Source organism: Mesorhizobium sp. B2-5-7, assembly GCF_006440875.1.
Classification (GTDB): domain Bacteria; phylum Pseudomonadota; class Alphaproteobacteria; order Rhizobiales; family Rhizobiaceae; genus Mesorhizobium; species Mesorhizobium australicum.
Genome location: NZ_VFUO01000003.1, coordinates 696,236 through 710,257, shown reverse-complemented (window position 1 = coordinate 710,257; position 14,022 = coordinate 696,236). Strand labels below are relative to the sequence as shown.

14 protein-coding genes are annotated in these 14,022 nt (G+C 65.6%); 8 read left to right on the top strand and 6 right to left on the bottom strand.

Features of this window, described 5'->3' with window-relative positions; genetic code table 11:
* The 4 genes from hemW to rph form a co-directional block, all read right to left on the bottom strand.
* Entirely contained in the window at window positions 1–1,179 is a 1,179-nt protein-coding gene (gene hemW / locus FJ543_RS17375) for a radical SAM family heme chaperone HemW (protein WP_140618144.1), read from the bottom strand.
* Window positions 1,176–1,853, bottom strand: a complete 678-nt coding sequence (gene rdgB / locus FJ543_RS17370) for an RdgB/HAM1 family non-canonical purine NTP pyrophosphatase (protein ID WP_140876101.1) — start codon at window positions 1,851–1,853, stop codon at window positions 1,176–1,178. Before rdgB ends, hemW begins: the two co-directional genes overlap by 4 nt.
* Window positions 1,853–2,263, bottom strand: coding sequence for a VOC family protein (locus tag FJ543_RS17365; protein ID WP_140876099.1), 411 nt, complete (start codon window positions 2,261–2,263; stop codon window positions 1,853–1,855). The genes rdgB and FJ543_RS17365 overlap by 1 nt, the downstream gene beginning before the upstream one ends.
* Before the next feature lie 183 nt (window positions 2,264–2,446).
* Entirely contained in the window at window positions 2,447–3,163 is a 717-nt protein-coding gene (gene rph / locus FJ543_RS17355; protein WP_015314794.1) for a ribonuclease PH, read from the bottom strand.
* Window positions 3,164–3,318: 155 nt separating this feature from the next.
* Here rph and hrcA point away from each other — a divergent pair, with 155 nt between their 5' ends.
* The 6 genes from hrcA to FJ543_RS17325 all read left to right on the top strand — a co-directional run bounded on the left by hrcA (window position 3,319) and on the right by FJ543_RS17325 (window position 8,969).
* The gene (gene hrcA, locus FJ543_RS17350) at window positions 3,319–4,401 is read left to right on the top strand and encodes a heat-inducible transcriptional repressor HrcA (protein WP_015314793.1); all 1,083 of its coding nucleotides are present in this window, start codon (window positions 3,319–3,321) and stop codon (window positions 4,399–4,401) included.
* 102 nt (window positions 4,402–4,503) lie between these two features.
* Window positions 4,504–4,701 carry a hypothetical protein gene (locus tag FJ543_RS17345; RefSeq protein WP_015314792.1) on the top strand — a complete coding sequence of 66 codons (198 nt, stop codon included), beginning with the start codon at window positions 4,504–4,506 and terminating at the stop codon, window positions 4,699–4,701.
* 84 nt (window positions 4,702–4,785) lie between these two features.
* Window positions 4,786–6,150: a sorbosone dehydrogenase family protein gene (locus tag FJ543_RS17340; protein WP_181173991.1), complete on the top strand. Its 1,365-nt coding sequence runs from the start codon at window positions 4,786–4,788 to the stop codon at window positions 6,148–6,150.
* A 118-nt stretch (window positions 6,151–6,268) separates the two neighbouring features.
* The gene (locus FJ543_RS17335) at window positions 6,269–6,886 is read left to right on the top strand and encodes a LysE family translocator (protein WP_140876093.1); all 618 of its coding nucleotides are present in this window, start codon (window positions 6,269–6,271) and stop codon (window positions 6,884–6,886) included.
* Window positions 6,887–7,063: 177 nt separating this feature from the next.
* Window positions 7,064–8,044: a cysteine synthase A gene (gene cysK, locus FJ543_RS17330; protein WP_140618137.1), complete on the top strand. Its 981-nt coding sequence runs from the start codon at window positions 7,064–7,066 to the stop codon at window positions 8,042–8,044.
* A gap of 298 nt (window positions 8,045–8,342) precedes the next feature.
* Window positions 8,343–8,969: a glutathione S-transferase family protein gene (locus FJ543_RS17325; protein WP_140876091.1), complete on the top strand. Its 627-nt coding sequence runs from the start codon at window positions 8,343–8,345 to the stop codon at window positions 8,967–8,969.
* 36 nt (window positions 8,970–9,005) lie between these two features.
* Here the strand turns inward: FJ543_RS17325 and FJ543_RS17320 are convergent, their stop codons facing one another.
* Both FJ543_RS17320 and FJ543_RS17315 read right to left on the bottom strand, forming a co-directional pair.
* Window positions 9,006–10,250: a DUF6596 domain-containing protein gene (locus FJ543_RS17320; RefSeq protein ID WP_140876211.1), complete on the bottom strand. Its 1,245-nt coding sequence runs from the start codon at window positions 10,248–10,250 to the stop codon at window positions 9,006–9,008.
* Window positions 10,251–10,257: 7 nt separating this feature from the next.
* The gene (locus FJ543_RS17315; RefSeq protein WP_015314786.1) at window positions 10,258–10,626 is read right to left on the bottom strand and encodes a YciI family protein; all 369 of its coding nucleotides are present in this window, start codon (window positions 10,624–10,626) and stop codon (window positions 10,258–10,260) included.
* 256 nt (window positions 10,627–10,882) lie between these two features.
* On the opposite strand from FJ543_RS17315, the gene FJ543_RS17310 reads away from it, so the two are divergent.
* A complete protein-coding gene (locus FJ543_RS17310) occupies window positions 10,883–11,842 on the top strand; it encodes a TAXI family TRAP transporter solute-binding subunit (RefSeq protein ID WP_140876089.1) in 960 nt (319 codons plus the stop codon).
* Window positions 11,843–11,911: 69 nt separating this feature from the next.
* Window positions 11,912–14,017: a TRAP transporter permease gene (locus FJ543_RS17305; RefSeq protein WP_140876088.1), complete on the top strand. Its 2,106-nt coding sequence runs from the start codon at window positions 11,912–11,914 to the stop codon at window positions 14,015–14,017.
* Window positions 14,018–14,022 lie beyond the last annotated feature (5 nt).

Below are 14,022 nucleotides of genomic sequence, written 5' to 3'. Positions count from 1 at the left end.
TTAGCGCGCCAAGTCCGCCACCACGGCGTCGAGCACGATCATGCCGGCCGGCGTGGCGCGCAGGCGGGCGTTGCCGATCGGCGCCACCAGGCCCTCGCCCTGCAGCACCGACAGGCGAGCGCTCGACAGCTCGCGCCCGGAAAAGGCCTCGTAGCGCGAGAGGTCGATGCCTTCGGCGAGCCTCAGCCCCATCAAAAGAAATTCGTCCGCCTCTTCGGAGCGCGTCAGCAGCTCGCCGCCGGTGATGCCATGGCCCTTGGCCTCGACCAGATTGGCCCAGGTCTCCGGCATCCGTTCGGCGATGGTCACCACACGGTGGCCGTTCTCCACGAAGCGGCCATGCGCGCCGGGGCCGACGCCGACATATTCGCCGTAGCGCCAATAGGTCAGATTGTGCCGGCTCTCGGCCCCCGGCCTGGCGTGGTTGGAGATCTCGTAGGCCGGCAGGCCGTGCGCCGACGTGATTTCCTGCGTCAGTGCATAGAGATCGGCGGCGTGGTCGTTGTCGGGAACGACGAATTTCTTCGCCGCGTGCAGCGCATGGAAGGGCGTGCCTTCCTCGATGGTCAGCTGGTAGAGCGACAGGTGGTCGGCGGCATGGCCGATCGCCTGTTCGAGTTCCGCCTGCCAATCCTCCGGCGTCTGCCCAGGCCGCGCATAGATCAGGTCGAAGGACAGGCGCGGAAAGATTTCGCGCGCGAGCCCGATGGCGTGCAAGGCTTCGCTTACATTGTGCAGCCGGCCGAGAAAGCGCAAATCCTTGTCGTTCAGCGCCTGCACGCCGAGCGAGACGCGGTTGACACCGGCGGCGCGGTAACCGCGAAACCGCTCCGCCTCGACCGAGGACGGGTTGGCCTCGAGCGTCACCTCGATGCCGTCAGGCACTGTCCAATTCCTGGCCACGGCGTCCAGAACCCTGGCCACGGTTTCCGGCTTCATCAGCGACGGCGTGCCGCCGCCGAGGAAGATGCTGGTCACTTCGCGTGGCCCGGTGCGCTGGCGCATCGTCGCCAACTCGGCCTCGAAGGCGGCGGCGAAGCGCTCCTGGTCGACCGGCTGGTGGCGGACATGGCTGTTGAAGTCGCAATAGGGGCACTTGGCCGCGCAGAACGGCCAATGGACATAGACGCCGAAGCCGGGACCGCGGTCGAGCGCCATGGTGGTGCCGGGTCCGATCATGTCGAGCCAGGCCTCACCGAACCAAGCCGGGCTTGGGCGAATTTCTGGAAGGCGCGGGCGCGGTGCGACAGCGCCGTCGCCTGGCCGGGTTTCCACCCGTGCTTTTCCTCCGCGCTCATCTCGCCGAAGGTCTTGTCGAAGCCATTGGGCAAAAACACCGGATCGTAGCCGAAGCCGAGCTCGCCGCGCGGCGGCCAGACCAGCGTGCCCTCGGCCTCGCCGCGATAATATTCGGCCTCGCCGTCGGGAAAGGCGAGGCAGATGACGGCGACAAAGCGGCCCGTGCGCCGTTCGGGCGTGGCCGCGCCGACTTCCTGCATCGCCACTTCGGTGCGCTGCATGGCCATGGCGAAATCGCGCGAACCGTCCGGAGTCTCGGCCCAGTTCGCGGTATAGACGCCGGGCGCGCCGTCGAGCGCGTCGACACAGAGGCCGGAATCGTCCGAGAGTGCCGGCAGGCCAGTCGCCTTTGCGGCGGCAAAGGCCTTGATGTAGGCGTTTTCCTCGAAGGTGGTGCCGGTTTCGTCCGGTTCGGGCAGGCCATACGCCTTGGCCGATTTCGCCTCGAAACCGAACGGCCCCATCAGCTCGGCGAATTCGCGCAGCTTGCCTTCATTGTGGCTGGCGACGACGATCTTCTTGCCATCAAGCGTATGGAGGTTTGGCGAATGCATCAAAGGCCCCAGATTCTCGGCTCGGCGAACTCGATCGAATTGCCCGAAGGGTCGCGTATATAGATCGAACGGCCGCCTTGCGGCCATTCGAATTCGCTTTCGACGGCGATTTTCTTCGCCAAGAGATGGGCTTTCCAGCCGTCGATTTCAGCGGCGTTTGCGGCAAAGCACAGATGGCCTTCGCCGACCGTGCCGTGCGGCGGCACCTTCAGCCGCGCATCGGACGCCGGCGGAATCTTGGTCGCCTCGGCGTTGAAGATCAGCAGCACGCCCGGGCCACAGCGGAAGAAAAGGTGGCGGCCGTCGACCTTGCCGAGGAGAGTGAGGCCGAGGATATCGGTGTAGAAGACCTCTGCTTCAGCGAGGTCGGTGACGTAGAGGGCGGATTCAAGAATGGCAGAGGGAGTCAGGAGGCACCCCCCTCTGGCCTGCCGGCCATCTCCCCCGCAAGGGGGGAGATTGGCGGCGTGAGCGCCGGCTCATGGTATTCTATGCTGATTATTGGCGAAGCTCTCGACAACATCCGATCTCCCCCTTTGCGGGGGAGATGCCCGGCAGGGCAGAGGGGGGTGCCCAGGCTCCGCATGAATAAACTAAGCCACCGCCATCTGCTGCAGGCTGACCAACCGGGAAATGCCCTTCTTGGCCAGGCCCATCAAGGCCGCGAACTGCTCTTCGGAGAAAGGCTCGCCCTCGGCGGTGCCCTGGATCTCGACGATGCCGCCCTTGCCGGTCATGACGAAATTGGCGTCGGTGCCGGCCGAGGAATCCTCGATATAGTCGAGATCGATGACCGGCTGGCCGTCATGGATGCCGCAGGAAATTGCCGCGACATGATCCTTCAGCACTTTCGAAACACTGGCCATCTGCCGCGCTTCCATCCAGCGCAGGCAGTCATACAGCGCCACCCAGCCGCCGGTGATCGAAGCGGTGCGGGTGCCGCCATCGGCCTGGATGACGTCGCAGTCGACGGTGATCTGCTGTTCGCCCAGCGCCTGCAGGTCGACCACGGCGCGTAGCGAACGGCCGATCAGCCGCTGGATCTCCAGCGTGCGGCCGCCCTGCTTGCCGGCGGAGGCCTCGCGGCGCATGCGCTCGCCGGTCGAGCGCGGCAGCATGCCATATTCGGCCGTCACCCAGCCCTTGCCGGAATTGCGCATCCAGCCAGGCACCTTTTCCTCAAGGCTGGCGGTGCACAGGACATGCGTGTCGCCGAACTTCACCAGGCACGAGCCTTCGGCATGCTTGGAGACGCCGCGCTCGAAGGATATGGCGCGCATTTCGTCGAATTGGCGTTTGGAGGGGCGCATTCGGCCTGCTTTCTTGTCATTTTTTGAATCGTGGCCGGCTTGTAGCCCCACCAAGCCCATGGCGCAAAGGAAAATGGCCGAGCGATCCGACACAGACACCGGGTTGCGCGCGGCCCACCGAAGTCTATATCCTTGAACCGGAGGTTTTTAGCCGAATGACCAAGGCAGTCGATCCCGCCTCGCAGTCGCTGGCTCTTCAGTCGCTCGACATGCGCTCGCGCGACATCTTCCGGCGCATCGTCGATTCCTATCTGCGGGACGGCGAACCCGTGGGCTCGCGCAGCCTGTCGCGCATCCTGCCGTCCTCGCTGTCGCCCGCCACCATCCGCAACGTGATGAGCGACCTCGAGCATCTCGGGCTGATCTACGCGCCGCACATCTCGGCCGGGCGCCTGCCGACCCAGGCTGGCCTGCGTTTCTTCGTCGATGCCTTCATGGAGCTTGGCGACCTCTCCGACGAGGAGCGCCGCACCATCGAGGCGCAGGTGCGGGCCTCCGGCTCCGGCGCGACGCTGGAGCATATGCTGACCGAGGCCAGCCAGATGCTGTCGGGCATGTCGCGCGGCGCCGGCCTGGTGCTGGCGGCCAAGAACGAGGTGGCGCTCAAGCATATCGAATTCATCCAGCTGGAGCCGACCAAGGCGCTTGCCGTGCTGGTATCGCAGAATGGCGATGTCGAAAACCGTGTCGTCGAGCTGCCCGCCGGCATCACCGTCTCGCAACTGCACGAGGCCTCGAATTTCCTCAATGCGCATATCCGTGGCCGCACGCTGGCCGAGGCGCGCACCGAGATCGCCCGCATCAAGGAAGAGACGAGAGCCGCCCTCGACACGCTGTCGCAGGACCTCGTCGAGAAGGGGCTTGCGGTGTGGGCGGGGGCCGAAAGCGGCCTGCCGGCGCGGCTCATCGTGCGCGGCCGCGCCAATCTGCTGGAAAACGTCACCGCCCAGGCCGACATCGAACTCTTGCGCCACCTGTTCGAGGACATGGAGACGCAGGACGGGCTGATCCAATTGCTCGACCTCGCCGAGCAGGGATCGGGCGTGCGCATCTTCATCGGCTCGGAAAACAAGCTGTTCTCGCTGTCGGGCTCGTCGCTGGTGGTGGCGCCCTATCGCGACAAGGACGCCCGCGTCGTCGGCGCGCTCGGCGTCATCGGCCCGACAAGGCTGAACTATGCCCGCATCGTGCCGATGGTGGATTATACGGCACAGCTGATTTCCCGCATGCTGAGGTAAGGAATCCAGGAATTATTGCCTTGGCTTCCATGCCGGAATTCGACCGCGAACGACTTTCCTGGCGGGACCGTAAATCCAGACAGGCTGCAAAGGAGAAAAAGAATGGCGCTGGAATCGTTCAAGGCCCAGATCAGTCTGTTGCTCGAGGAGATGGTCAACCAGCCGGAGGACCAGCACGAAATTCAGGAACAGCTGCGCGAAAAACTGCGCGAGATGCGCGCCATGGGCCTGCCATTGCCGGCCGATCTCGTTGAATTGGAAAAACGCCTGGACGACGATTTTTACGCAGCCGGGACATGATCCGAGAGGTTTTGCGCATCGTGCGCAACGGAACCCACGGGCAAACCGATCGTTGCTTTCCTTCATGACGGATTGGAGGAAGTGATGCGATTGGCCGGACTGGCGATGTCCGCACTGTTTGTCACGACCGCGGCGCTGGCCCAGCAAGCCGACCAGCCTGTGCTCAAAGGCCCGGCCGCCTTCGGCGACTGGAGCGCCGACAGGCCCGGCGTGCGCCGGCTGATCAAGCGGGAAGACCTGCCGAAACCCTATGTCACCAAATCCGCGTCCAACAGCGCCGGCGTGATCGACATGCCGGCGGACGCAAAGCCGCATTTGCCGCCGGGGTTTTCGGCCGAGTTAATCGCCTCGGGGATCGACAATCCGCGCGTCGTGCGCATCGCACCCAACGGCGACCTGTTCGTTGCCGACAGCAAGGCCAACCAGGTTCGGGTCTATCGCCTGGCAAAGGGCAGCGCGAAAGCCGCGGAGAAAAGCATCTTTGCCGGCGGTCTCAACCGGCCCTATGGCATTGCCTTCTATCCCCCTGGCAAGGACCCGCAATGGGTCTACGTCGCCAACAGCGACAGCATCGTGCGTTTTGCCTACGGCAATGGCGACCTGAAGGCCTCGGGCGAGCCGCAAACCATCGTCGCCGACATTCCTTCGACCCACCACTGGACCCGCGACATCGCCTTCTCGCCCGACGGCAAGACACTTTATCTTTCCGTCGGCTCCGGCTCGAATGTCGCCGAGGACATGGGCAAGAGGCCCAGGGGCGGGCTCGACTCCTGGGTCAAGGCTAAGCCGCTCGGCGCCAGTTGGGGTTCCGAGGCGGGCCGGGCCGAGGTCCGGGCCTTCGATCCCGACGGCAAGAACGGCCGCACAGTCGCCACCGGCTTGCGCAACTGTTCGGGCATGACCGTCCAGCCGGCGACCGGCGCGCTATGGTGTGTCGTCAACGAGCGCGACGGGCTCGGCGACAATGTGCCCGCCGAATACGCGACATCGGTCAGGGAAGGCGCCTTCTATGGCTGGCCCTGGTATTATATCGGCGACAATGAGGACCCGCGCCACAAGGGCGAGCGGTCCGATCTCGCCGGCAAGGCTGACAGTCCCGACGTGCTGATGCAGGCGCATTCGGCGCCGCTCAACATCGCCTTCTACGATGGCAAGGATTTGCCCGCCGACACCGGCTTTCCCCAGGCGTATCGAGGCGACGCCTTCGTTGCCCTGCACGGTTCGTGGAACCGCGGCAACAGGACCGGCTACAAGGTGGTCCGGCTTCTGTTCAAGGACGGCAAGCCAACCGGCGAATACGAGGATTTCATGACCGGCTTCGTCGTTTCCAATGGCGAGGTGTGGGGCCGCCCGGTCGGCGTTGCGGCGGCCGGCGACGGATCCTTGATCGTCTCCGAGGACGGCAACGGCACGATCTGGCGCGTGACTTATAGTGGCGACCGCTCCTGACCCTTGCTTGCGAACCGGGCCATTGCCGTCTGGTGCAAGCGAATCCCGCGCTCAGGGCGTTCTCCTGGAGGCCGCCTCATGCGACAACGGGCGCGACCGCCCTTGGACGCCAACGCCAATGACCCTCACCGGATTCTTCGCCTATAGCGCCGCTCTTGGTATCGCCGCCGCCATTCCTGGCCCCGGCATCACCGCGCTGGTCGCGCGTGCGCTGGGCTCGGGCTTTCGCTCGTCGCTGGCCATGTCCTTCGGACTCATGCTGGGCGATCTCACCTACCTGACCGCCGTGGTGCTGGGCCTCGCCTTCGTCGCGCAGGAATTCGGCATGGTTTTCCTGGCCATCAAATGGGCCGGCGTCGCCTACCTGGCTTTCCTCGGCTGGCGCTTCTGGACCGCCGGCATCACACCCGAAACCATCGAAGCCAGGAAGGGAAAGGGCGGCTTGCTGTCGAGCTTCGTCGCCGGCCTCACCGTGACGCTCGGCAACCCCAAGACGATGATCTTCTACCTCGCCATCACGCCGACCATCGTCGACCTGAAGACGATCACGCTTGCCGATTACGGCATTCTCGTCGCGCTGACGGTCGTCGTCCTGTTCGTCGTGCTGGTGCCTTACCTGGCGCTGGCGGCCAAGGCGCGCTGGTTCCTGAAGTCGCCGCGCGCGCTGAAGGTGCTGAACCGCACCGCCGGCGCCTTCATGGTTGGCGCAGCGGCGGCGATCGCCGCTCGTCAGTAGGTCGTTTCGGCCAAACCATTCCCTGCCCCGGCTGTTTCGGGAAATGCTTTTCCGAGGGCCAGGCGTTTTCAGCACGCGCCCCACTCGGATATTTTCCAGCCGCAGCCTATCTTGCGCGGTTGAAAGCCCTATTCTGTCGGCTACTGCCAATTGCCTGAAATCCAGGGAGCGAAACCAATGAACAAGCCCGTCACTTCAGCCCGCGTACCCGGCCGCGGCCGTATCTACGATTCCATCACCGACACGATCGGCGACACACCCCTGGTACGGCTCGACAAGTTCGCCAAGGAGAAGGGCATCGTCGCCAATCTGGTCGCCAAGCTCGAATTCTTCAATCCGATCGCCTCGGTCAAGGACCGTATCGGCGTGGCGATGATCGAGGCGCTGGAAGCGGCCGGCAAGATTGCCCCCGGCAAGACCACGCTGATCGAACCGACATCCGGCAACACCGGCATCGCGCTCGCCTTCGCCGCCGCCGCCAAGGGCTACAAGCTGATCCTGACCATGCCGGAGACGATGTCGGTCGAGCGCCGCAAGATGCTGGCGCTGCTCGGCGCCGAGCTGGTGCTGACCGAAGGCCCGAAAGGCATGAAGGGCGCCATCGCCAAGGCCGACGAACTGGCCGCGACGATCCCCAACGCCATCATTCCGCAGCAGTTCGAAAACCCGGCCAATCCAGAGATCCATCGCAAGACGACGGCGGAGGAAATCTGGAACGACACCCAGGGCGGGATCGACATCTTCATCGCCGGCATCGGCACTGGCGGCACCATCACCGGCGTCGGCCAGGTCTTGAAGAAGCGCAAGCCCGCGCTGCATGTCGTCGCCGTCGAGCCGGATGCTTCGCCGGTGCTGTCGGGCGGCCAGCCCGGCCCGCACAAGATCCAGGGCATCGGCGCCGGCTTCGCGCCAAAAATCCTCGACACCACGGTCTATGACGAGATCGTCAAGGTCTCGAACGAGGATTCGGTCGCCAATGCGCGCCTCATCGCCCGCCTCGAAGGCGTGCCGGTCGGCATCTCGTCGGGCGCGGCCCTGCAGGCGGCCATCGTCGTCGGCTCGCGCCCGGAGAACAAGGGCAAGACCCTGGTCGTGGTCATCCCCGATTTCGCCGAGCGGTATCTGTCGACGATCCTGTTCGAGGGGCTGGGGGCTTAGGCTTCGATACCCAAGAACAGCAGCGCTGGCGGGCCAGCGCCCTCAGGGGGGAGATTGGCAGTTTCAGCCCCGCGTCCTTTCTTCAGCGCCAAAATTGACGAAAACGTTCGTGACATCCGATCTCCCCCCTTGAGGGGGAGATGTCCGGCAGGACAGAGGGGGGCGCTGGCCCGCTAGCGTGGCTTGTTTTGCGTCCTGAGCCAGAAAAACCTGCCGTGGAGTCCTTACCCGACTTGAGTAGCCCCTGCTTCCGGTGCAAATCTCGAGCGCGCCCTGGTTCGGGCCGGGGGAGGATTTCATGTACAAGCTCTACACGCGTCCGGGCAGCGGCGGCTTTGTCGTCGAGGCGGCGCTGGCGCTGATCGATGCGCCTTTCCAGCAGATCGACGTGCTGAAGAGCGAGGCGCCCGATCCGGCCTTCCTCGCCATCAGCCCGTTGAACCAGGTGCCGGTGCTGACCTTGCCGGACGGACGCTCGGTCACCGAATCGGCGGCGATCTGCATCCTGCTCGCCGAGCGCCACCCGCAAGCCGGCCTGGCACCGACCGCCGATGAACCGGCGCGCGCGGAGTTCCTGCGCTGGATGGCGTTCATGTCCTCGGTGCTCTACCCGGCGATGCTGCGGCTCTACTACGCCCATCGCTACACGACGGATGCCGAGGGCACGAAGGCGGTGAAACAGGCGGCGGTCGCCGAGATGGACCGCGGGTTTGCCGTCGTCGATGCAGCCTTGCGCAACCGCGACTGGCTCGCCGGCGATCAGATGTCGCTGGCCGACATCTATCTCGTCATGCTGGTGGCCTGGCATCCCGACGTCGACATGGCGCGGGCGGCCTGGCCCGGTATCGAACGCCTGTGGGCGCGGTTGCGCGAGCATCCGCTCATGAAGACGCTCAACACGTCGCACGAGATGTGGCCGGCCTGAACGAGGTGGTCCGAAATGCCGCCCGCGCCCGGGAGCTCATTGGATGAGAGCGGCGCGTCTTGCCTGCAGGAAGCGGCGCACCGCCGGATCGCGCTCTAAGCCGATCGCCCGATCATAGGCCTCGAGCGCCTGCGGTGCCTGGCCGAGCCTGGCCAGCAGGCCGGCCCGCGCGGCCCAGTAGGGCTGGTAGTCATTGAGCCGCTTGTCGTCTCCCAGCACGTAAAGAGCCGCCAACCCCGCCACCGCGCCCTCGGTCTCTGCGATCGCCACCGCGCGGTTGATCGCCACGACCGGTGATCCCGCGATCGAAAACAGCGCTTCGTAGAGCGCGCGGATCGCCGCCCAGTCGGTGCGGCCGCTCAGTCGTCGCGCCACATGCGCCGACTGGACCGCCGCCTCGAGCTGATAGCGGCCGATCGTGCCCATGGCGGCGGCACGGCGGAGCAGGGCTTCGGCCTCGTCGACCAGGGCGTGATCCCACAGTGCATGGTCCTGCTCGGCGAGCGCCACATACTCTCCGGCCGTGTCGCGACGCGCGGCGCGGCGCGCTTCGGCGAACAGCATCAGCGACAGCAGGCCCAGCGCTTCCGGCTCTTGCGGCAGCAGCGAGGCCACCAGCCGGCCGAGCCAGATGCCTTCGGTGGCGAGGTTCCGGCGCCGCGTCTCGGTACCGGCCGGGTCGGACCAGCCCTCGGCGAAAGCGGCGTAGATTGCCTCCAGCACCGCGTCCAGCCTTTCGCCGAGTTCGGCTCGCTCCGGTACGCGGAACGGAATGCCGGTCTCGCGGATGCGGCTCTTGGCGCGCACCAGGCGCTGCCCCATCGTTGACGGCGAGAGCAGGAAAGCGGAAGCGATCGTCGCGGCATCGAAGCCGAGGATGGTCTGCAGGATCAGCGGCGCCCGCACGCCCGGTTCGATCGCCGGATGGGCGCAGGCGAACATCAGCCGCAATCGTTCGTCGGGCAGGTCCTCATCGGTCATGCGCGCCTCCGCCTCCTCGGCAATCAGCTTGAGATGGTCGCGGCCGGCTTCGCCGGTCAGCCGCCGCCGCACCGCATCGACACGCCGCCGCCTTGCCACGGCGAGCAACCAGGCTTCCGGCTTTTCCGGCACGCCGGTGCGCGGCCAGCGCTCAAGCGCCGCCGCAAAGGCGTCGGCCAGCGCATCCTCCGCGGCAGCCACGTCGCGCGTGCGCGCCGCCAGCCAGGCGACCAGCTTGCCGTAGCTCTGCCGGGCGGCCGTCTCGGCGGCCACCCGGGCGATTTCGGGGCGTGTGTCCATCACGCCGTCATTTCCTGGGCAGATAGTCGGCCATTTCCCAGATCGGCCGCACCTCGACAGTCCCGGTGCTGGCCGCCGGACAGCGCGCCGCCCAGGCGATCGCGGCGTCGGCGTCCTCGGCCTCGATCATGTAGAAGCCGGCAAGCTGCTCCTTGGTGTCGGCATAGGGGCCGTCGAGCACGCTGGTCTTACCGTCAGTCATCCGGACCAGGGTGGTCGCCTGGCTCGGGCGCAGCCTGTCGCCGGCCAGCCAGGTGCCGGACTTCTTCAGCGCTTCCGTGTAGGCGTCATAGGCGGCGCTCATCTGATAGGTCGCCTCGGTCGGCACGTTCGCCATCGCGGCTTCGTCGGCGTAAATCATAAGCATGTATCGCATGGGTCTTCTCCCGTGGTTTCGAAGGCCGCTTCGTTGCGGGCCGAACGTATGTCGCGCGACCTTGGCCGATTTCGACAGGCGCTGGAAAAACTTTCGGCTCCGGCCGCGCCTTGTGCAAGCGGGCATATGTTTGGCGACACTCTCAACCATTCGTCTAACGAGCGGAATTGCGGGTTGGCATTTCCCCTCCGCTGTCTAAACTCGCCCGGTTCGCGTCAGGGAGGCGATGCGGCCAATATTTCAGGGAGGAAACCGGATGTTGAACTTCAGAAAGACGTTTATTGCTGCCGGCGCGATGGCGCTTTCCCTTGGCCTTGGTGCGGTGTCCGCCACCGCGCAGGAATTCATCAATGTGCTGACCGGCGGCACTTCGGGCGTCTATTATCCGCTCGGCGTGGCACTGTCGGAAATCTACGGCAAGGGCATCGAGGGCGCCCGCACCCAGGTGCAGGCGACCAAGGCCTCGGTCGAGAACCTCAACCTCCTGCAGCAGGGCAAGGGCGAGATCGCGTTCGCGCTCGGCGATTCCGTCAAGATGGCCGCCGAGGGCAATGCCGAGGCCGGCTTCCCCGGCAAGCTGGACAAGCTGCGCGGCATCGCCGCCATCTATCCCAATTACATCCAGATCGTCGCCAGCCAAGAATCCGGCATCAAGACGCTCGCCGACCTCAAGGGCAAGAGCTTGTCGGTCGGCGCGCCGGCATCGGGCACCGAGCTCAACGCGCGGGCCATCTTCGCCGCCGCCGGGCTGAAATACGAGGACCTCGGCCGCGTCGAATATCTGCCCTTCGCCGAATCGGTCGAGCTGATCAAGAACCGCCAGCTCGACGCCACGCTGCAATCGGCCGGGCTGGGCGTCGCCTCGATCCGCGATCTCGCCACCTCCTTGCCGATCAATGTCGTTGCGGTGCCGGCCGAAGACGTCGCCAAGATCGGCTCGCCCTATCTGTCGGTGGTCATTCCCAAGGGCACCTATGCGGGCCAGACGGAGGATGTCGCCACCGCCGCCGTCGGCAACTTCCTCATCACCCGTGCCGATGTCTCGGATGAGACCGCCTACCAGATGACCAAGCAGATGTTCGAGCATCTCGACCAGCTTGCCGCCGCCCACGCCGCCGCCAAGGCGATCGACCCGGCCAAGGCCCTCGACGGCATGCCGGTGCCGCTGCATCCGGGCGCGGAGCGGTATTACAAGGAGAAGGGTCTGCTGAAGTAGGCGAGGACTATCTGAGATGTCTTCGCGACGCGCCTCGCACTATCATTCGCTCATTTTGGAGTGCGTCGGATGAGCGAAGCAGTCGACGGCAAATCCCACACCTTCCATCTCCCCGTCGCCGAAGAGCAGGTAGAAGGACTGCCGCCGGGTTTCGGCGACGGCATCGCCGGCAAGGCGGCCTTCGCCATCGCGGTCGCTTTTTCCGCCTTCCAGATCTACATCGCCGCCTATGGCAGCCTGCCGAGCCAGGTGGTGCGGGCCATGCATGTCGGCTTCCTGCTGCTGCTCGGCTTCGCACTGATCGCCAATCTGCGCGCCACCAGCCTGCCGGCCAAGGCCGCGTTCTGGACGCTGGGAGTGCTCGGCTTCGGCACCGGCCTGTACAATTGGGTGTTCTATACCGACCTCATCCGGCGCTCCGGCTTCCTCACCACGCCGGACCTGATCGTCGGCGCGGTGCTGGTGGTGCTGGTCTTCGAGGCGGCGCGCCGGCTGATGGGGCTGCCGCTGGCGGCCATCGCCTTCATCTTTCTCGCCTATTGCTTCGTCGGCAATCATCTGCCGCCGCCCTTCATCCATCGCGGCTATGACTTCGCCCAGCTGGTCGACACCTTCGCCTACGGCACCGAAGGCATTTACGGCACGCCGATCTATGTCTCGGCCGCCTATATCTTCATCTTCGTCGTCTTTGCCGCCTTCCTTGAACGCGCCGGGATGATCGCGCTGTTCAACGATTTCGCGCTCGGCCTGGTAGGCACCTGGCGCGGCGGCCCGGCGCAGGTCTGCGTGCTGTCCTCGGCGCTGATGGGCACCATTTCCGGTTCCGGCGTCGCCAATGTGGTGGCCAGCGGCCAGTTCACGATTCCCTTGATGAAGCGCTTCGGCTTCCGCTCGGCCTTCGCCGGCGCCGTCGAGGCGACCTCCTCGATGGGCGGCCAGATCATGCCGCCGGTGATGGGCGCGGTCGCCTTCATCATGGCCGAGACGCTGAACATCCCCTATGCCGACGTGGTCAAGGCGGCCATCATCCCGGCGCTGCTCTATTTCGGCGCCTGTTTCTGGCAGGTGCATCTGGAGGCAGGCAAGGCCGGCCTGCGTGGCATGGCCAAGGCGGACCTGCCCAACCCCTGGGACGCGGTGCGACAGCACTGGCCGCTGGTGCTGCCGCTGGCGGCGCTGATCTATCTGCTGTTCGCCGGCTACACACCTGTCTTCGCGGGTACGATGGGCCTGGCGCTGACCATCGTGCTGATCCTCGGCACGCCGCTGGCGGCGCTGATCGGGCCGCTCGCCTTCCGCGTCGTCTTCTGGCTGGCGCTGGGGCTTGCCGCCGCCTCCTTCATGAAATTCGGCGTCAACATCCTCAGCCTTGTCATCGCCGCACTCGTCATTGCCTGCCTTGCCTTCAGGGGTGGCCGCGAGACGCTGCGGATCTGCATCGTTTCGCTTGCCGAAGGCGCCAAGAACGCGCTGCCGGTCGGCATTGCCTGCGCCATCGTCGGCATCGTCATCGGCACGCTGACGCTGACCGGCATCGCCTCGACCTTCATCGGCTGGATCATCTCGATCGGCGAGAACAATCTGTTCCTGTCGCTGGTGCTGACCATGCTGACCTGCCTGGTGCTCGGCATGGGCATCCCGACCATCCCCAACTACATCATCACCTCGTCGCTGGCCGGGCCGGCGCTGCTATCGCTCGGCGTGCCGCTGGTGGTCAGCCACATGTTCGTCTTCTATTTCGGCATCATGGCCGACCTGACGCCGCCGGTGGCGTTGGCCGCCTTTGCCGCCGCACCCATGGCCAAGGAGAGCGGCCTCAAGATCGGTATCCAGGCGACAAAACTAGCCATTGCCGGTTTCGTCGTTCCGTTCATGGCGGTCTACACGCCGGCGCTGATGCTGCAGGACGCCGGACCGATCGCCGCCCAGTTCGGTTATCCCGTCGAGGTCGCCTACATCGTTCTCAAGGCCTGCATGGGCATCGTGCTGTGGGGCGCCGCCGCCGTCGGCTTCCTTGCCACGCGCATGGCCTGGTGGGAACGGCTGGTCGCCTTCGCCGCCGGCGTGCTGCTGGTGGCGGCGGTGCCGCTGACCGACGAGACCGGCTGGGCGCTGTCGCTGGCCTGGATCGGCTGGCATGTCTGGCGTGCCCGGCAGGCGCCGGCCAGGGCATGATCCCG